Source organism: Bradyrhizobium sp. ISRA430, assembly GCF_029909975.1.
In the GTDB taxonomy this organism is placed as follows: Bacteria; Pseudomonadota; Alphaproteobacteria; order Rhizobiales; family Xanthobacteraceae; genus Bradyrhizobium.
The window spans coordinates 7122889-7141352 of the sequence record NZ_CP094516.1; the positions used below are offsets into that span (position 1 = coordinate 7122889).

Genomic DNA, 18464 nt, shown 5'->3' on the forward strand with positions numbered 1-18464 from the left:
AATGTCGATCGAGGATTTCAGACAGTATTACTGGATGAAAGCCGATCTGCAGAAGTTCGCGCGCGAGCTTGGTGTGTCGACCGGTGGATACAAGCCGGAATTGGCGTCACGAATTGAGCGCCGATTGCTCGGAAAGCGTGCGGTGGCGGAGCCGAAGCAGTCCTCGACCAAGGAACGTGATTCGGACAGGAAGCTGACGCGCGATACGCCTGTTGTAAACTACAAGAGCGACGAGAAAACCCGCGCCTTCTTCGAATCGCAGATCGGCCCGGAGTTTCATTTCACCTACCAGTTGAACCAGTATCGATTTGCCCACAAGAACCTGACCTACGGCGATCTGGTCGATCAGTGGATCGCTGAGCGCGATAAGCGGCGGAATCCGGATTATGTGCCGCCGATCGCCGCTCACGGAAAGTACAATCGCTTCATACGCGCGTTCTTCGCTGATCCGAAAAACAAGGGCAAATCGATGAAGGAAGCGGCCGCGGCATGGAATGCCGTCAAGACCACTGCCGGCAACCAGAAATATGTGCGGTCTCGAAAGAAAGCCGGAGGCCAGCCGTGAACCTGATGAGCAGGGATATTCGCTCGGCAAGGGCGCGGCTGCGAGGCGAGAGCGATCTCGGCATCGGCAACTTCCTTTGGAAGGCTCTCGAGGTCTATCCGGACAATATGCGATCCATCATCTGCGCCCGCCCCTTCGAGACGGCTTGGGGAGAGGTGTGCCGGGACCTGACCCTGGGTGACTGGGGACGCCTGGCGGATAGCTACGCCCGCCGCTACGCAAGCATCGGAGTCAAGCCGCAAGATCCGATCGCCGTTTACTGCGACCAGGGTCCGAAATGTCTGCTGCACTTCCTGGCACTCACGCGGCTCGGCGCCATTCCCGCGCTTGTCAACGGGCGCATGGATCAGAGCGCGGCCGCCCGCTACATGCATTTCGTCGGCGTGGCCGGCGTATTTACCGACGAGGCCAGGCGAGCCGCACTGCAGGCCGAAAAGGATGTCCAGCTCGGCTTCATCGTCGTGGAGAGCGATCTGCGCGACGCAACACTGGGCGATGCCAGGCCTTACCTGCATCATGCCACGGATACGTGCCTGATCACTCATTCGTCGGGAACGACCGGAATTCCGAAGGCCGTCCAGCTCCGTCACAGCGACTTCTTCTATCCGATCGCGCGATCACTGGAGACGCAGCGCGATCCGGCGACCCAGCGTGCGATCTGCGCGCTTCCTGCGTCCCACAATTCGGCGATCTCCGCCGTTGCCATCGCAATGATGAACGGCGAGGAATTGATGTTGATGTCGGATCTCGACGGCCGCTCGGTGCTTGAGACCATTGAGCGGCATCGCCAGACTGCCATCGTTGCCTTCCCGCAAACCTATGTCGATCTGCTCGCCAGCGAGCCAGAGCGATACGATCTGAGCTCGATGGCCATGTGGATCAATCTCGGTGACGCGGCACACGGCAGGCATATTCGTCGCTTGACATCGTTCGGCACGCGCTGGACAGGCGAGGCCTGGACGAAAGGCTCGCGCTTTATCGATGGTCTCGGGTCTTCGGAGATGGGATCGATGCTTTTCAGCATGATCCATTCTTCGGACGAGAGCGTCGCCCGCTGCGTCGGAGAGCCGCGTCCCTGGGTCGATGCGGTGATCCTCGATGCCCACGGCAAGGCACTCGCAGATAGCGAGCCGGGGATGTTAGCCGTGAAGTCGCCCGGGCTCTTTGCGGGGTACTGGAACAACACGCTATTGACTGGCAGATCGCATCGCGATGGCTATTTTCTGACGGGCGACATCGCGTACCGGGACGAGCTCGGCCGCTTCCATCATCTCGATCGCGTGCCGGATGCCGTCATGGCCAAGGACGGGCCGATCTACACGCTGCTCTATGAAGAGACGATCATGGATGCGGTCGATGCAGTCGTGGACTGCAGCGTGGTCGCAATCGAGACCGAGCCGGGTGAGGTCGCAGTCATTTGTCTCGCCGTGTTGGCGAAGGGTAGCCGCGCCGAGGCCCTGCGGTCGGATATTGACGGCGCGCTCGCTGCAAGGGGGCTGAGATCCTTGGACAGGTTGCGCATCGTCACTCAGCAGGAGATGCCGGTCGGCGTCACCGGCAAGGTCCTCAAGGGGCAGTTGAGGCAGCTGCTGCATTCCGAGCTCAAGTGCACTCAGACTGCAAGCGCGACCTCCAACGCGGGCGCAACAGATGCGCCGGCGCAAGCGACAGGGGTGGGCGCGGAGCAGTATTCCGCCGCCGTTCGCGGCGAGTGGCGGGGTGATTATTCGGGTTCGGGCGTCATTGACATGGGCAACATGTCCTGCCCGATCGGTGCGCCCGCAGCGGCCGGGGGAAGCGGCGATGGCGTGTCGCCCTCGATGATGCTGGTCGGAGCCGCAAGCGGATGTTTCCTAGTGACCCTCGCGGCGACGCTGCGCGCACACCGCATCGGTGTAGCAAGCATCAAGCTCGAGACCGAAGCGATCTTTCGCGGCTCTATGCCGCCTGAGCTGCATGCCATCATCCACAGGCCGTCCGTCATTGTTCCGAACTCGCAGGCGACGCGGCTCGCGGCCGTCCATCGCTGCTTCGATCTGGCGAAGGCCGGCTGCGTTGCGACCAAGGCCATGGGGAGCGTCAGCTTCAGGGTAGAAGGCAGCGCGGTAGTCGAGACTGTTTGAATTGGAGATTTTGCAGCGCAGGGAGGACGGCATGGACGCCTTGGCTTTTGGAGACAAACGGCGTGCGATGCTTGTGCATCTCAACGGCATGGAGCGCGTCATTCCGTTGGCGGGAGGATACTTGAAGGCCTACGCGATGGCCGAACCGGATCTGGAGGCACGCTGGGACATCCAGCTGTATACCATGTATGCCGATGCGATATCCGCCTCCGAGCTGATTACCGACATCTACGAAGCGCAGCCGGACCTCGTCGGCTTCAGCATCTATGTCTGGAATGCGGGCCTGGTCCGACGCGTCCTCCCGGCACTTCGCCACCTGATGCCGCGCGCATCCTTTGTTCTGGGCGGCACAGAGGTCCTGAACCGGGCCGCCGACTTCATCGATCCCGGCTGGGAGAATGTGCTGGTCTGCAACGGGGAGGGCGAGAAGACATTTCGCGACCTGCTGCGCGTCCTGCTCAGCGACCCGCCGGCATTCGACCAGATCGGAGGTGTCTCCTATTTCCAGCGTGGCGAACTGAAGACGACAAAGCCATATGCGCGCATCAGGTCGCTCGACGAGATTCCCTCTCCCTTCCTGAAAGGATACTTTGACAGGCGGGACTACTCGGTGGCGCTGCTGGAGACGAACCGCGGATGTCCCTATCAATGCGAGTTCTGTTTCTGGGGTGGAGCGACGGGCCAGAAGATCACACGCGCGAGCTACGATCGCCTGCACGCCGAAATCGAATTACTGGGGCAGCACAAGGCGCGCTCCGTCTACATCTGCGACGCCAATTTCGGGATCTTCGAGGAGGATGTGGAGTTGGCGCGCAAATTCGTCAAGACCAAGGAGGAGATGGGATATCCGCGCTACGTGCGCTACAGCTCCGCCAAGAACAATCCGGAGCGTGCCCTCGAGGTCGCCAAGACGCTGGCTCATGGCGGGGTGCTATCCGTGCAGCCGCTCTCGCTGCAGAGCCTGAACGAGCATGCCTTGAAGCTTGCGGGCAGGGATGCCATTCGCCATGAAAGCTATTACCGGCTGCAGGCGCGGACCAACGAGTTGGGTATCGCCTCGTTCATTGAGCTGATCTGGCCACTGCCGGGAGAAACGCTGGCCACCTTCAAGAAAGGACTTCAGGATCTCTCCCGCATGGATGCGCGGGCCTTATCGGTATATCCACTCGTCTGGCTCAACAATGTTGGCTACAACGGCAAGGAAGACGAGTACGGAATCGTCACGATCGCGAGTGGCGATCAAAACAGCAGCGCCAGAACGGTCATTCAGACGCGGGATGTTTCCTTCTCCGATTGGGTCGAAGGGCTGTTGTACACGAATGCGGTGCACATTCTGCACGGCTGCCGTGCGCTCTACCACACCTGCACGCTGGCAGAAGGATTGGGCGTCGCGACGCGCGGGGATATCTTTGCGCGCTTCCAGGCATGGATGGACCAGTCGTCGGGCACCGAGCTGTCGCGTCTGTGGCATCTCGGCCGCCAGAAGATCGACGAGATCTATTCGACGCTGTCCTGGCCCGGCCACCTGATCGAACAGGTTTTGCATTTCCGGACGGAGTTCGACGAGTTCCTGCTCAAATTTGTTGCCGGGAATCCGGATCTCTTCGGTGGGCCGTTTGCAGAGACCATCGCGGCGGCGGTCGAGTTTGACATGCTGGCGCGTCCCTACGTCTATCGTAACACGCTCCTGAGTTCGACGGGCCACCTGCGTCGGCTGAAGGTGCTGGAGAAACGGCAGCGGGGATGGGTGATCGAGTGTCCGTATGACATTCCTCGCGAAGCCGCGTTGCTGCGGGAAGGAAAGCGGACGGCTCCGGTCATGGAGCGCACCGTGATCGCGATCGATCACGAGTGCGGCCAGATGTATCGAATGGCGCGGCGAACCCAGAAGGAATACTGGGACGAGTGCCGGCTGTTCGTCCTCGAGATGGGCAATCACTATCCGACCTGGCGGCACCTGCCGCAGCAGGACATCCCAGAGCTGGCTCCCGCCGCAGTCGGCAAGGCAATGAGCGGAGGATGAGTGCGCCGTGACAATACAGGCTGTCTGCGCAGGATTGTCCGCAACACGCGAGCCTGGTGTGTGGTTTGATACCGCCGGGTATGACGCTGAGACATTGAGTCCGCTTCTTGAGCGGATCGCGGATCCGCCGTTTAGCGCGATCCTTCTCTATCCCGAGAAGGCGCACAAGATTCACCAGGCCGCTCCAGGGCGGTTGCGTCGCGTCCTGCAGATCGACAGCGTAGCGGAATTGAGAAGCGCTGTGGAGGCGGGCTGGCTGCGGGCGCCCGACGAGCCATCCTGGATTGTGGCCAGTCGATCCGTCGAGGTTCTCGAGGAGGCGCCTGCGCATCAGTTCGAGCGCTGCCTGCGTGCCGAGGTCGCAAGCGCCGGCGAACTCCGCGACGCAATCGAGTTGGGACGCCGGTATCGGTGGTTGCTGTTGCAGCTGAAGGACGTCACCAATATTCCCCTCGAACTTGCGATCGCAACGCTGCAGGGCGGTTCGACCAGCCTGGTCAGGATCGTTAGCGATCCGCAGGATGTGGACGGTGCCATCCTCAGTCTAGGCGTCATGGAATCCGGGCCGGATTGCGTTATGTTCTCACCGCGCACGGCCGGCGCACTCGACGACTTTCTTGAACGTCTTAAGAGCTGCCGGTCGGGCAAGGTCATCCTGAGCACCGGCACAGTGTTGCGTACCTCTTCGGCCGGGATGGGCCATCGGAGCTGCGTCGATCTCGTCACCATGTTCACAAAGACCGAGGGGATGCTGGTGGGGTCGACCTCTCATGGCGGCCTTCTGTGTTGCCCGGAGGTCTTCCCCATGCCCTACATGGATTTGCGTCCGTTCCGCGTTAATGCGGGAGCCATTCATAGTTACGTCTACGGTCCGGGCGGCCGGACCAACTATCTCAGCGAGCTGCGCGCCGGAAGCCCGGCAATGGTAGTCGGCCTTGACGGCAGCACCCGAAATTCTCGGGTTGGCCGGGTCAAGACCGAGGTTCGCCCGTTGCGGCTGATCGAGGTCGGGTTCGCCGAAGACGCCATATTGAATTTGTTTCTGCAAGACGACTGGCACGTGAGGATCTACTCCGATCGTGGCCAACCGATCTGCCTGTCGGATATGAAGCCCGGCGACAGGGTACTCGGCCATTTGGGAAGGCCCGGGCGGCATGTCGGGATACGCGTCGACGAAACGATCTTAGAGCGCTGATCCTCGCGCCGTACAACGCTTCCCAGACGGGTCGACAACAGCGCTGGGAGCTTGGGAAGGCGTAGACAGATCGATGCGGTTCAGTGAGGGAAAAATGCAGACAGCAACCCTGTGCAGCCAGAGCATTGGAAAGCAGACTCGCTGGTCTCGATTCACCGATCGTGCTTCGGGTCGATCGTTGCTCTTACCCATCGACCACGGTTTGACCCGGGGGCCCCTTGCGGGACTCGAAAGCATCCATGCGCTCGGCACGTGGATCAGCCACCCCTCGATAAACGGAATCATTGCGCATAAGGGGACGCTGGCGAGGCTTGTCGAAGCGCGCGCGCTTGGTGCGGCCGGGCTGATGCTGCACGTGAATGGCATGCCGGATTTCGCCGAGCAGCCCGACACCAAGGAAATCCTGACGACCACTGAAGCCGCATTGCGTTTGGGCTGCGACGGTGTGTCCCTGCAGCTCAACTTCCGACGCGACAACGCCGCGCACAACCTCAAGCTCCTCGGCCGGATCGTCGATGAGGCCTCGGCCTGGGGGCTGCCAGTTCTGGCCATGATCTACGACAAGGACCAGACCGCTCCTGAGCAGCGGTCGCCCCGGATGCGCCATCTCATTCGCATCGCCTGCGAGCTCGGCGTGGACGCGGTCAAGATCGAGGCGCCGACCTCGATTCGGGATATGCCGTTGCTGCTTGACGGGCTTGTCGACGATATCGCCGTATTCTTCTCGGGCGGTCCGCTAGGCGATCTCGATCAATTGCTGGCCGTCGCATCGCACGCGGTCGCGCTGGGGGCTGCGGGCATGTGTGTCGGGCGGAACGTGTTTCAACATGCCGACAAGAGCAGGGCGCTGCGGCTCTTGCATGAAGCGGTCTGCAGCACCGGCGCGGCCGATCGGCAGGAAGCACGTCTGCGACAGGTGTAGCGCTAAGACATTAGTCATGAATTGAGGAAGCGGGCCTCAGATGTACGGAAGCATGGAATTGAAGGGTGTCCTCTCCGGTGCGCGCTACATTGCCAGTCTCAAAGATGAGCGAGAGGTCTGGCTCGACGGAGAGCGGGTGGATGTCACCAGCCATGCCGCGTTCGGCGGCATGCGCGACGAACTGGCCCGCCTCTATGATCAGCAGCATCAGAGCGGGACCCAGGAGATCATGACCTTCGTGTCGCCCGAAAGCGGAAGGCGCGTTAGCTACTCCTACCTCTTACCGCGAACACCGAACGACCTCCTGAAGCGGCGCCGCAATACGGAGCACTGGTCCAGGGAGACCTGGGGACAAATGGCCCGCATACCGGACTTCATGGCGAGCGTTGTCGTGGGACTGTACGATTTCCGCAACAGCCTCGCGTCGGTCAATCCCCAATTTGGCCAAAACGCGGTGGAGTACTACGAATATTGTCGCGATGCCGATCTCGCCATCACGCACAGCATCGTGGACCCACAGATAGATCGATCAAGCAACCCCACCATCGATCCCGATCTTGCGCTGCGCGTGGTCAAGGAAACGAGCACCGGCATCGTGGTTCGCGGTGCCAAGCAACTGGCGACCCTCGCCCCATTTGCGCACGAACTCCTCGTCTATCTATCGGCTTCATACGCCCAGCGCGGGCAGCGCGAGTTCGTCTCGTGGTTTGCGGTTCCGCTACCCACGCCAGGACTCAGGGTGCTCTGTCGCGAGCCGTTTTCCCTGCATCAGAGCGGGCACGGCCACCCGTTCGCGCGTCGATTCGACGAGCAGGACGCGATGGTCATCTTCGATAACGTGCTGGTGCCCTGGAACAGAGTCTTTCTGCTCTACGACAGCGACGTCGCGACCCGTGGACTGGCAAGCATCAATGCCTGGTCGCTCTATGCGAGCCAGGTGCGCTTCCATCAGAAGCTTGTGACCTTTGTTGCCGCGGCGACACTGATGGCAAGGTCGATCGGCGTGGACGAGTTTCGCGGCATTCGCGAGAGTCTGGGGGAACTCGTCATGTATACGGAAATGGTCCGTCTCGGCCTGCGCGGCATGGAAGCGGATGCGCGGCGCACCGAAGGCGGCTTGTGGGCGCCGGGAAGTGATCTGCCCCTCAGCTGCTTTGCTGCGCAGATCGCGCCTCGGTTGCAGGAGATCGTCCGCGGCATCGGAGCGTCAGGCTTGGTCATGCAGCCTAGCGAAGCCGACTTGAGGCAACCCGCGCTGCGACCGTTTCTGGAGCGTTACATGCGCGGCAAATCGATCAATGTCACCGAGAAGTCCCGGCTGTTTCGCCTTGCCTGGGACCTCGTCGGCGACGGATCAGCGGCGCGGCAGGACCTCTACGAACGCTGGCATCGCGGTGATCTCGCGCGTAATCGCACCAATCTTTTTCTCACGTTTGATCAAACGTCGGTTGTCGAGCGGATGCTGAATGTCATTCGGGCATATCCGGATCCTTAACCTCATGAGACCGACAGGGGACACAGTCCGCCGTTTCAGGCTGCAAAGGAAGGCGTTGGGAGAACCGCATGTTTCGAGAGGTCCCTGTGCGACGATCGAGGGCTTTGCTACTTAATTTCGAGGCGGACGGCATTGCCGGATACGACTTCCTGTCACGCATGAGCGGACATTTGCATCCTACCAGCATCGCTATACTGAGCGCATTCTCCGACTGGAGACCGCTATCAAGCTGCGTCAGCGAATTGAGTCACAAGGTGGGAAGTTATTCGGTTGTCGCGAGGGAGGTAATACGGCTGCTGGACTACGGCTTCCTGATTGTCGCTGGCACTTCACTCGGAGACCGGAACGAGAAGTACGATCGGGAGTGGGCGTGGGGACCAATAGCTGGCCTCTACCACTTCTCGATCAAGTACACCCAATACCTTGATGCAAGCAGCAGCATCGCAGTGATGGCCGAGCGGGTTCGAACATTGCCGCAGATATCTCTCTTCAAGACTAACGCAGGTGACGCTCGGGTCGTCTCTCTGCCGCCACCGCGGGACGATGGATGTTTTGCAGTAATGAAACGTCGCCGCAGCTATCGTGGCTTTGACGGGCGCCCCGAAGCGGCGATCACAAAGGAGCAGTTGCGCGACTGCCTATTTTCGGGCCTCGGCATCGTGGGATTGGCGATGACGGATATCGGAGAGCTTCCGCTTAAAATGACGCCGTCGGGCGGCGCCAGAAATCCCTACGAGGCCTACGTCTTCGCATACAATGTCCGAAATCTTCCGCGCGGCGTTTATCACTATTCAGCGCTCGAGAATTCGCTGGCGCCGACGCCGCTCGACAAGCTTCCTTTGGTCGAGGCGGTTCTTGGCGGGCAAGTGTGGTTTTCCGGCGCGGCAGCGCTGATCCTACTGGTTGCAAATTTTGCGAGAACAGCATGGAAATACCGGCACCCGACGGGATTTCGCGTGGTGCTGATCGAGGCCGGACACATCGCGCAAAACATGCTCCTGGCGGCTACCGCAAACGACCTTGCCGCCGCGCCCACCTGCGCATTAGATGACGCCGTCATTGAGGACGCGCTCGATATCGATCCGGTGATGGAGTCTGCGATCTATGCGGTCGCGATTGGGACGCGTTCGGAAGCTTCAACGATCGCCGACCTGGTTGATTGGTCAGTTGTGGAGCATTAGCCATGCGCTGGGTGGCGGAGCAGGGTACGGGGCGAGGGATTCGGGAGCAACACATCGACATCCTTCTGAGCCGACCCGAGCAGGCGAGCACAAGGCTGCGGAACGCGGTAGGTGAGGTCCTTGATGAAGAGGAGCGCCAGCGCGCTCTGCGCTTCGTCTTCGATCGCGATCGCGACTTGTACATCTTCAGTCACGGCCTACTGAGGCTCGTGCTTGCTCGTTACCTAGGAGTGGATCCCCGAGAGCTCTGCTTTGCCCTTGCTAAGGGAGGACGACCTGAGCTGGCTTGGCCGTCATCGACACCGATCCGTTTTAACTTGTCGCATACCAAGGGACTGGTCGCGTGCATCGTCACTAGCCGGGCCGATTGTGGCGTGGATGTCGAACGGATCGATCGGGTCGATTATCGTCGTTTGGTCCCGAGTGTTCTCGCTACCGAGGAGCTATCGGCGCTAATGACGCTGACGGAGGAGTGTCGGCGGCATCGGTTTTTTGAGATATGGACTCTGAAGGAAGCTTACCTCAAGGGGCGGGGACTGGGGATATCTTATCCCGTTCGCAATATCTCGTTTTCTGGTTTTGATGGGACGCGCCGGTGTCTCGTCACTGCGGACAGTGAGGACGATGGCAGCGCTTGGCGATTCTGGAGCAAAACCTTAACGCACACACACTCTGCTGCCGCCGCGGTGCGAACAACGGGGAATGACATCAGTTTCTCTCTGATTTCTGCTGAGGATCTGCCATGACTGCTGTTCTTCTGCATCGCGGTTGAAGTGGAGTTGCCCAGCGCGATCTTCTTCGTGAAGTGTGGGCGCCAGCTAGACTAGTGGGCCGGCTGTTGTGGTTCCTGTGTGGGATGTTACTGGGATGGGGCGGGTCAGCGTGCGGTTGAGGATCATGATCGCAAGTAAACGCGAGTCGCTAGACGCAGCCAAGGTCTGATCTTCCCCCGAAAAAGTGGACGGGTTTAAGCAGCTTTTAGCTCCATCTGGATCGGAGAGATATATTCGATGGCGGGATGGAGCCTGGTTCGATTGTAGAAGCCCTCGAAAGGCAAAGATATCGCGCTGAGCCTCGGCACGGGGTTGGTACGGGCGATGATGGACGAGCTCGGTCTTGAGGGTGTGGAAGAAGCTCTCCATCGGGGCATTTCGGTCTCGATGTAGGTGATATCGGCCAGCCAGATCTGGTTCCGAGCAGTGGCGATGAAGTTGCGGTCGAGCAGATTCGGGGCGATCGGCAGGTCGTGGCGGCTGTCGGTGGTCCGCACGCGGCGTGGCCGCGCCATGATCGCCCTGATACCGTGACGCCGCATCAACCGCTCGATGCGACCACGGCTCGCCCCGCGCCCTGCGCCTTCAACTCGACATGGATGCGCGGGCTGCCATAACGCCCGCGGGTGTCGCGGTGGACCCGTCTGATGTCGTCGACGAGGTCACGATTGGCGGCAGATCGTCGGCTCTCCGGGTGCGAGCGCCAGGCATAATAGCCGGCCGGCGAGACCCCAGCACGTCGCACAGGAGCGTCACCGGATAATCGGCGCGGCGATCTTCGATGAAGCGGAATCTCATGTCCGTGTTCCAGCAAAGATCGCGATCGACTTCCTAAGAAACAGCCGGATCGGGCTCGCCTGGAGTTGCGTGTAACACGAAGCCCAGAGATTTGGCTCGGCGCTGAAGGTTGGCGAGGACACGGTCGCGATATTGCTGCTCATAATGATCCGCGCCGGGGTCTCTGTAGTGCATGCCGTGCCGGAGGGTGTTGTAGAATAAGACTGCGATCTTGCGGGCGGTCGCTGTCACCGCCTTGACTTACCCGCACGTGCGGACAGTCGGCGATAGAATGCACCGAGCGCCGTATCGCTTCGTCCGACGGTTGTTGCTGCCAACCGCAACAGTGCGGCCGCCCGACTGGACGATCTCCGTGTGCGCGAGGACAACACCTTGCCGCCAGAGATTTTGCTGCCCGGTGCAAGGCACAGCCAGGAGGTGAAGTGCTTGGCGCTCGGCCATGCCCTCAGATCGGTGCCACATTCACCGACAAGCTTCAATGCCAGTGATGGACCCAACCCATGGATCTCGGTCAGATCGACGCCGAGGGGTTCACCGCAGCCATGTGCATCTTTGATCCGATGTCGATAGCGGCGGCCCCGACGTTGACCGGCCTAAGTTCCGGGCAGTCGCCGGCCGTCCTCTTCTTGAGCACGGCAATCCTCCCTTCAATGATGAGCAGGAGGGTCTGGGCAATGCCAATCGTCATCTTCCTAATCGCGCCAGGGCGACGTCACCACTCTCAAGTTCGCATGCACCCATGGACCACGTTTTTTAACGGGAATTGTGCCTCCAATAATCGACCGGCCGCTACCCTCCCAGCCATCGAGGATAACACAAGGCTGTTTCTACGCCGCACAGGCGCGCCACGGTGCTGGACCGTTTTTTAAAATGTCGCGCTCCATGCGCAGCCGCTCGTTCTCTCGCTGCAAACGCGCGATCTCTGCCGCGTGGTCCGCCGACGGCAGCGTCGCCTGCGTTGTGGGGCGCCGCGTCGCCGCCGTCGGCTCCAGCCGGGCCCCGCGCTGCTACACCCACCGCCGCAGCACGGAATCGCGCAGGCCAAGCTCCTTGGCCACAGATCCGATCGAGCGCCCGCTCGACGCTACGAGATCAACCGCCTGCCGCTTGTAGTCGTCCGTAAACGACCGACGTTGACGTCCTTCCATTCGACACCTCCTGGCTCCTCGAGCTTATTACAGGTGTCCATCAATTCGGAGGAGTTTCATACCAGAAGCAGAGCGTGTCATGCGAATGATGACCGCAGAACAGCTTATTGACGAACTGGTCCGAGCCATTTGTCCACCAAAGGGTAATGTCATTACCTTGCGTGAGTTCGAGCCTAAGTGGGAAACGGACCCGAATTGGATTTCGGGCACGGGTGAATGCCGGCGGACGCGCTTGAGCACTATGCGACAGCGGTCGAGAAGTTGAGAAACAAGCACCCCGCATCAATTGGTCGGATGTCGAAAAATTCGACGGTGAGATTCGGCATCTGGCGCGCTACTCGGTGTGACTGAACGGCCTCCGATCCGCTCGCCAATTTTAATTGCTTCGGGCTTCCGTCGTAGCTGCTACTGTTAGTAAGGCGGCAAAAAGAACCATCATATGCAGGGATGAACATGAGTGTTGCACTATTGGCCCCCGTCGCCGAGATCGGGACAGGCTACGGTGGAAGAAGCTCGTAAGGTTGCGTTTGGAAGCAAGAATTGGGAGCTGTTCTATAAGCTTGAGGAGCTACTGAAAGGCGCTGAATGCGACGTGCTCTTCTATGCGTCCGATGCAACAAGCCCGATCAGCCCTCCGACTTGGTCCGGCCGGTTTATAGGTTTCAACCGAGCGGTGAATGGTGCGCACCGCGATGGAATGAAATACCGACCCAGGAGCACACTGAAGTATCCGATGGATAACCAAGGGCATTGGGTCGTGTTTTGGGAAGTCACGAAACTCGAAAGGATGACCCGCGGTGTGAAGATCAGCTTACTTCGTGGGTTCGAGAAGCCCCATCTGTACCTAAAAAACTTCATCCCCAAAGGACCTGTATTGATCCAGGCGGTGTAGCCGCTTCCGCTTTCAAATGGGCTGCGCGCTATCAACCCCACCCTGGTATTTAGATGTGGCCGTCGCTCCGTAAGTTATTATTGTTATTGCAGTTTTATCCATTCATTGAACATTCAGGGGCGCGAACTTATATTTATCGATAGTCGAGAGGAGGCTACCATGATCCAGGTCGATCCCTGCGGCTAAGCATAGATGCCCCAGGGCGCATGCACGAGTTTCAAGCCGGCGCGAGCATTCACCGCGCCGGTTTATTTTTTCGCCGTTCCGCTTGGTCTGCACTCGCTTAATTTGACCTCCTGCACGTCTTGCGGACCGCTCCAGCCCTTCACGTCGAAGCAATAGTAGAAGCCGGACGTGCTTGGGATGTTCAGATCCGTGCAGCTAACCGATCGACCATCCACGTCGAACTGACAGTTCCTCGCGCCGACGTCTTCACGCGATTGACGTTTAATGAGGACGCCTTTTCTAAAGGAGCCTTTTGGAGGACTGAGTGATACCTGATCCGGGAGAAAGATCTGGAGCTTGAGATTGCGTATGGTCCTATCCGCAAAGACCTCTATCCCGTCCGGTGCTTCGCTGGAGTCGTTGGCAAACTCAACCGAGAAATTTGCCCGACGATCACGAACGGGCAATCTGAATTTTAGATATTCCCTGGAAGCGGTATCATCACCCGTGAAGAGCCTCTCGACACTTTCCTGCGGCTTGATACGTTCCAAGTTGTCGCCGATCAGGCTGGTCACGACAGGATTGCGGTCGCGTGGAGCACGGAACACCAGTTCAGATCGATTGAAGTTGTACGAGTATTCGAACGACACCTGATCAACGTAGCGGCGCGGAGACCCGGGTTGTCGCGTCGAACTCCCAAAGTTATGAATTCGCACAACATCGACGTAGCAATCGCGCCACCAGCACGCATACTCCGATTGATTTAGCCAATATCCCAGAACCGCGATTGCACTAAGTGCGACCAGCAACGCTCCGCGGTGAGTGGCGCTCCAGAGTATTGCCGGGATGTACCATTGCCGTCTAACCGGAGCTGGCTGCAATGTATATTTCTTAGACGCGAGAATGTTGATCCAGTACTCTGAGCAGAACTCTGGCGTTAGAAATCCGCTGTGCCCTACGTCGTGAAATGAGTCTTCGACCGTGGGATCGCCGGCGCCCACGACACCTGAAGCGCCGTAGTCGCGTGATAAAAGTTCCGCGAGCGCCGGAAATGGATCACGCGCGCCGCAGAAGTTTACGATATTGCCGGATATTTGTCCGGTACCGTACTTGAGCTGCCGCCATGCTGAGGATGCCCTTGGGAAGATCGAGCCGCACATTATGATATTGTGCACCCGCAACTTATTGTTCTCGCGCAGCGCGTTAAAAAGCAGCCACGTACCAAAGCTATGCGCGATGACGTTCACGCGGTAGCGCTCCTGAAGATCGAGAAGATCTCCCTCCACCAGTCGGAGCGGCTTGGCTGCGAAAATAATCTTGAGCACGAACATGACCGTGCTGAACCGCATGTAATTGCGAGCGCCGGCCTCGAAACCCGTACTCTTCTCAATCTGCTGCTCGAGTTGAGTTTGCCAGAACGCGTTGGTCCTGATCCCATGAAGAGAATAGACGTAGTCCGCCTTGCTCTCTTTTTTGTGTGCAGGTTCCGTTGAGTGTGCTGCCATTTGACGCCTCGTCAAGCTCACGACCTAAAAGACAGAGATTTTGTGAAGGTAACGGGCTTGGAACGAAGCAATGATCGCCACCCCTCCAAAACCCCAACTATACTTTACCCGCTACTCCAAGTCGCTCTGACAGGAAGGCGATGGTCTCTTGGAGGGCCCCCTCAGACTTGCCGGCCGTCAGCGTTGAGTGGCCGCACCCGGGGACCGTCCATTCTTTAAATCTCGGACCGAGTAGCGTTCTGATCGTAGCCATCCGTTGAGACGGGCAAATGAAATCGCGTTCATGACGTAAGCCGAGCACGCATTGGCCCTCGTGCTGGTCCGCTCCTTTGACCAAGTCAGAAACGTCGTCATCTGTGAGGCCAAGGGAAGCCCGGTGAATAAACAAGGGAAGGCTCGGCTGAGCGACTACGCCCGCCCGAACGGACGCGTTCGCGATGAGCGCCAGGGCGAACCCTCCCGTTAGGCACATGCCAACGACCGCTACGCCCGGGTAAGATGGATCGTCTGCCTTTAGCTGGTCGCACAGAGCGCGGCACCAGCCAACGATTGGACTCGTCTCGTTGCGGGCAAGCATATGGATTTCTTTGCTGATACAGGCCCTGGCACCATTCTTTAGCCGTTCGATCGAATTTGGCTTCACCGGGCCAAATAGCAACGGAAGGTGCACCTTTGCAGGAATGTTTCGCGCAAGATGAAGCCCGAGCTTCAAGCATGGGTCGGTGAGCCCGAACAGTTCGTGCAGCACGACTACATTGGGGCCTTGCCCGGTAGTGTAGACCTCATGACCCGGCCCTTCTTTAGGAAAGACCCACTTGGTGTAGCCGTCTGGCTCTGCGGACATTCTGCAACTCCGCATCTGATGTTGCGCTCGTCGTCGGCAACTTCTATTCACCGAACTTCGCAGAAAGAGAAACCTTGACCGGATCTACATTCGCGCCGGTGGTTTCGAGCTTTCCTTTACGATAGCTGAGAGTGAGCCCCAGATACCCGTGAGGATCGAGATCATACGTGAGTCAGCACCTGATTGTGCAGGAAAAAGATCGGATCGACAGCGCCGTCCTGGCTCTCCCGATACTCAACGCGTAACTTTGGAGAGATGGTCAAAAACCAGTATGGGCCGAGCGGCCGCGGCGTGCCGAGATATGCGAAGATGCTGTTTCCTGCTCTGGAGTGGGATTGCCGAAGGGCTGGTATTCGAGACCGACCTTCCAATTCTTAGCACGACCTGCAAAGTCGCCGTCTTCTTCGGCGAGAAAGCGGAAATAGTGCATTGCCTGGAGAAAGTTCGCCAAGGCGAGCTCTGCGGAGAGGCCGCCCGTCAAATCGTCGACGCTATTTGTCGCTTTCGCGGGGTTGGTGTTCGCGAGTCGGTCGAACACTGCGTAGCGGACAATGAGGGCATGAGTGATATAGGGCAGGAGGCTGGGCTCTTCCCAACTGAACAGGCGCTCTGGCACCAACCCACGCGCGGTCCAAACATCGTTATGCGCTATTCCATCGCGAGCCCAAGAGAACTCTGCGCCCGTCGCCTTCTTCAAGGAGGACGGGCTCTTGAACGAACCCAGGTTGTCCATGGAATTGCGGACCAGCAGGGTATTGTCCCAGCGCCACGTATTGTAGGCCTTCTCGGGGGGCCTAGGTTTTAGGCTGGGGAGAGGGGAAGATGGGCTGCTTTTCAGCGGAGCGGCATGCGCCCATACTGTGGTCGGCTTTGCTCCAGCAGTTGTCGGAGGAGGGGCGCTACCCACCTGCTTAGTGAGCGCTGCCAAGCAGTCCGCCGCGCTTACAGACTTTCCGTTGATCGTACACGCAACAGCTTGCTGTTCACCTGCAACGGCCCGAGCTATGGGCGTGCAAAGGCACGCCGCGAAAACAGCGATCCGAAACAACACAATGAAACCCTACCAGTTAGAGCGGCCAGTGAATTTCATCGGGAGGTGCTGACCTGCCGCCGAGCTTTCATCCGGCCGCGGTTAGAGTCTCGGGGTTTTGTACGCCAATTGGCGTGGGTGGAGCAACGGACGATCGGCGGAGCTGGTCGGGGTTGCGTAGCCGGTCGTCCGTTGCGGTGAGGTGGGCGGCGTAGGCCGCAGGGTGAGGTATTTCAGCGACGAGTGAGGCCGCCGAATATTGTAATCGGCAACCCAGGTGGCAAGCTTGGCACGGGCGTCATCCAGATCGAAGAACAGGGTCTCGTTGAGCAGCTCATCGCGCATCCGGCCGTTGAAACTCTCGATGAAGCCATTCTGCATCGGCTTTCCCGGCGCACTGAAGTGCCAGTCGATGGCCGCGTCCTTGCTCCAGGCCAGCATGGCGTTGCAGATGAACTCGGTGCCATGGTCGGACACGATCATTCCTGGATTGCCACGTCGTTCGACGATCGCCTTCAGTTCGCGGGCGACGCGCCGTCCTGAGAGCGAACGCGCTGTTCGGCGGCACGCCGTAGATCTGTCCCCATTTCTGCAGGGTCTGGTCGCTGTCCGGAAGCAGATTCCAGAGATAGTTGGCTACCTTCGCGCCGGTGTGCTTCTTGGCGGCAAAAGGCAGGGACATCGAAAGCGGAATTTGAACCCTGTCGGCCGCGCGCCAACGATCGGCGTACTCGATGGCGAGGACGCCGGTATCCATCTGCTCGAGACGGCCGATCGGGACCCCGCCCATCAGGACGTTCATGAATTTGCTCATCGCCGCCGTCCCTTGAGGAAGCTCGGCTCGTCGAGCGCCAGATCACCGGTATCCAAGTCGTCGTTCCGTAGAGATCCCGGCACACTGTCGATGTTCAGGTTGATCCCCAGCGTGGCGAAGGCCTTTAGCACCGTTCCGAGGCTCGGATTCTCCAGGCGGCCGGTCTCGAACTGCGAGATCCACTCCTGGGTGGTCCCCAGCGTCTGGGCGAGTTGCTTCTGGGTCAGCTTCCGCCGATGGCGGGCTTCCCGGACGGCAAGTCCTAAGTCGCTGATTGTCTTCAAAATCATGCCGGTCATCCCGTATGAGATTTAAGATATATAGGACGGATATGATTTTTACGCAATATCGGCCGATATTGGTTTTACCTAATACTCTGGGTATAATGAGCTAAACCTCATATTGGTGCGGTCGGCGCTCGTCTCGCCCCGCGCCGCGGCGACCAGCCTGACCGTAGTGATCTGAACGACTTCGCCGCTCCTGGTTGCGGGTCTCGCCGCACGACGACCGTGCCGCAGCCCGGGTGAGCACCGTGGCGGTCGTTTCTATGCCCGCGCTGAAAAGCGCGGTATTATGGCGCAAACGCCACAAGCAATTTGAATGTCGCGCACATCTCCCCGGCAAGGAGATCACTATGGCGCGACACAGACTCACGACTAACCCGTACACCCGCCCGGCCATCTTTACGCTTGAACGGCTTCACGCCGAGCTAGCCGGGGCCATCCTTGAGAACCGGCAGAAGCACGAAGAACTAAGTGAGCAGATGCGGCACGTGAAGGCCGTCATCAAGATGCTCGACCCGGCCTACAACCTGGCTGGCATCAACGTGAAGCGGCGCAAACCAAACCGCTGGGTCAAGCGGGGCACTCTTTATAGGAGGGCGCTATAGGAGGGCGCTGGACGTTGCTCAGGACGGCCACGGAGCCCATGACGCTAGGTATCCAGCACAGCCTGTCCAACCATGACGGTAAGGGCGTAGAGCGGGTTGGCG

Annotated in this window: 14 protein-coding genes and 4 pseudogenes; 10 read left to right on the plus strand and 8 right to left on the minus strand. The window is 59.4% G+C overall.

Features of this window, described 5'->3' with window-relative positions; all coding sequences use genetic code 11:
- The first annotated feature begins 1 nt into the window (after position 1).
- The 8 genes from MTX21_RS33640 to MTX21_RS33675 all read left to right on the plus strand — a co-directional run bounded on the left by MTX21_RS33640 (position 2) and on the right by MTX21_RS33675 (position 10250).
- Positions 2-565, plus strand: coding sequence for a DUF6434 domain-containing protein (locus tag MTX21_RS33640; protein WP_280968840.1), 564 nt, complete (start codon positions 2-4; stop codon positions 563-565).
- Positions 566-570: 5 nt separating this feature from the next.
- On the plus strand, positions 571-2688 hold the full coding sequence (locus tag MTX21_RS33645) for an AMP-binding protein (protein ID WP_280970878.1): 2118 nt from the start codon (positions 571-573) through the stop codon (positions 2686-2688).
- Positions 2689-2719: 31 nt separating this feature from the next.
- A complete protein-coding gene (locus tag MTX21_RS33650; RefSeq protein WP_280968841.1) occupies positions 2720-4711 on the plus strand; it encodes a cobalamin-dependent protein in 1992 nt (663 codons plus the stop codon).
- A gap of 58 nt (positions 4712-4769) precedes the next feature.
- Positions 4770-5906, plus strand: a complete 1137-nt coding sequence (locus tag MTX21_RS33655; RefSeq protein ID WP_280968842.1) for a 3-dehydroquinate synthase II — start codon at positions 4770-4772, stop codon at positions 5904-5906.
- A 94-nt stretch (positions 5907-6000) separates the two neighbouring features.
- Positions 6001-6828, plus strand: coding sequence for a hypothetical protein (locus tag MTX21_RS33660; RefSeq protein WP_280968843.1), 828 nt, complete (start codon positions 6001-6003; stop codon positions 6826-6828).
- Between the two features lie 40 nt (positions 6829-6868).
- Positions 6869-8323: a 4-hydroxyphenylacetate 3-hydroxylase N-terminal domain-containing protein gene (locus MTX21_RS33665; RefSeq protein WP_280968844.1), complete on the plus strand. Its 1455-nt coding sequence runs from the start codon at positions 6869-6871 to the stop codon at positions 8321-8323.
- Between the two features lie 68 nt (positions 8324-8391).
- Entirely contained in the window at positions 8392-9504 is a 1113-nt protein-coding gene (locus MTX21_RS33670) for a SagB/ThcOx family dehydrogenase (protein ID WP_280968845.1), read from the plus strand.
- A 2-nt stretch (positions 9505-9506) separates the two neighbouring features.
- Entirely contained in the window at positions 9507-10250 is a 744-nt protein-coding gene (locus MTX21_RS33675) for a 4'-phosphopantetheinyl transferase superfamily protein (protein WP_280968846.1), read from the plus strand.
- A gap of 221 nt (positions 10251-10471) precedes the next feature.
- On the opposite strand, the pseudogene MTX21_RS33680 reads toward MTX21_RS33675, so the two are convergent.
- The 4 genes and pseudogenes from MTX21_RS33680 to MTX21_RS33695 form a co-directional block, all read right to left on the minus strand.
- Positions 10472-11039: pseudogene (locus MTX21_RS33680) on the minus strand (IS3 family transposase); the annotation flags it as partial.
- A 69-nt stretch (positions 11040-11108) separates the two neighbouring features.
- Positions 11109-11602: pseudogene (locus MTX21_RS40145) on the minus strand (transposase); the annotation flags it as partial.
- Positions 11587-11763 (minus strand): hypothetical protein, encoded by a 177-nt coding sequence (locus MTX21_RS33690; protein WP_280968848.1) that lies wholly within the window; start codon positions 11761-11763, stop codon positions 11587-11589. The pseudogene MTX21_RS40145 and the gene MTX21_RS33690, both read right to left, overlap by 16 nt.
- A gap of 175 nt (positions 11764-11938) precedes the next feature.
- A pseudogene (locus MTX21_RS33695) lies at positions 11939-12223 on the minus strand (transposase); the annotation flags it as partial.
- A 502-nt stretch (positions 12224-12725) separates the two neighbouring features.
- Between MTX21_RS33695 and MTX21_RS33700 the strand changes: the two are divergent.
- Positions 12726-13115, plus strand: coding sequence for a hypothetical protein (locus MTX21_RS33700; RefSeq protein ID WP_280968849.1), 390 nt, complete (start codon positions 12726-12728; stop codon positions 13113-13115).
- 248 nt (positions 13116-13363) lie between these two features.
- Here MTX21_RS33700 and MTX21_RS33705 read toward each other — a convergent pair whose 3' ends face one another.
- The 4 genes and pseudogenes from MTX21_RS33705 to MTX21_RS33720 form a co-directional block, all read right to left on the minus strand.
- Positions 13364-14785 carry a hypothetical protein gene (locus MTX21_RS33705; protein ID WP_280968850.1) on the minus strand — a complete coding sequence of 474 codons (1422 nt, stop codon included), beginning with the start codon at positions 14783-14785 and terminating at the stop codon, positions 13364-13366.
- A gap of 1103 nt (positions 14786-15888) precedes the next feature.
- Positions 15889-16326, minus strand: a complete 438-nt coding sequence (locus MTX21_RS33710) for a hypothetical protein (protein WP_280968851.1) — start codon at positions 16324-16326, stop codon at positions 15889-15891.
- Positions 16327-16747: 421 nt separating this feature from the next.
- Positions 16748-17208 (minus strand): annotated as a pseudogene (locus tag MTX21_RS33715) (integrase core domain-containing protein); the annotation flags it as partial.
- 261 nt (positions 17209-17469) lie between these two features.
- Positions 17470-17763 carry a helix-turn-helix transcriptional regulator gene (locus tag MTX21_RS33720; protein WP_280968852.1) on the minus strand — a complete coding sequence of 98 codons (294 nt, stop codon included), beginning with the start codon at positions 17761-17763 and terminating at the stop codon, positions 17470-17472.
- 242 nt (positions 17764-18005) lie between these two features.
- On the opposite strand from MTX21_RS33720, the gene MTX21_RS33725 reads away from it, so the two are divergent.
- The gene (locus MTX21_RS33725) at positions 18006-18362 is read left to right on the plus strand and encodes a hypothetical protein (RefSeq protein WP_280968853.1); all 357 of its coding nucleotides are present in this window, start codon (positions 18006-18008) and stop codon (positions 18360-18362) included.
- Positions 18363-18464: the final 102 nt, after the last annotated feature.

Bases quoted from the DNA above. Each gene is read 5' to 3' on its own strand.
- MTX21_RS33640 (WP_280968840.1), top strand. From the start codon at position 2: ATGTCGATCGAGGATTTCAGACAGTATTACTGGATGAAAGCCGATCTG.
- MTX21_RS33645 (WP_280970878.1), top strand. From the start codon at position 571: ATGAGCAGGGATATTCGCTCGGCAAGGGCGCGGCTGCGAGGCGAGAGC.
- MTX21_RS33650 (WP_280968841.1), top strand. From the start codon at position 2,720: ATGGACGCCTTGGCTTTTGGAGACAAACGGCGTGCGATGCTTGTGCAT.
- MTX21_RS33660 (WP_280968843.1), top strand. From the start codon at position 6,001: ATGCAGACAGCAACCCTGTGCAGCCAGAGCATTGGAAAGCAGACTCGC.
- MTX21_RS33665 (WP_280968844.1), top strand. From the start codon at position 6,869: ATGTACGGAAGCATGGAATTGAAGGGTGTCCTCTCCGGTGCGCGCTAC.
- MTX21_RS33670 (WP_280968845.1), top strand. From the start codon at position 8,392: ATGTTTCGAGAGGTCCCTGTGCGACGATCGAGGGCTTTGCTACTTAAT.
- MTX21_RS33675 (WP_280968846.1), top strand. From the start codon at position 9,507: ATGCGCTGGGTGGCGGAGCAGGGTACGGGGCGAGGGATTCGGGAGCAA.
- MTX21_RS33690 (WP_280968848.1), bottom strand. From the start codon at position 11,763: ATGACGATTGGCATTGCCCAGACCCTCCTGCTCATCATTGAAGGGAGG.
- MTX21_RS33705 (WP_280968850.1), bottom strand. From the start codon at position 14,785: ATGGCAGCACACTCAACGGAACCTGCACACAAAAAAGAGAGCAAGGCG.
- MTX21_RS33720 (WP_280968852.1), bottom strand. From the start codon at position 17,763: ATGATTTTGAAGACAATCAGCGACTTAGGACTTGCCGTCCGGGAAGCC.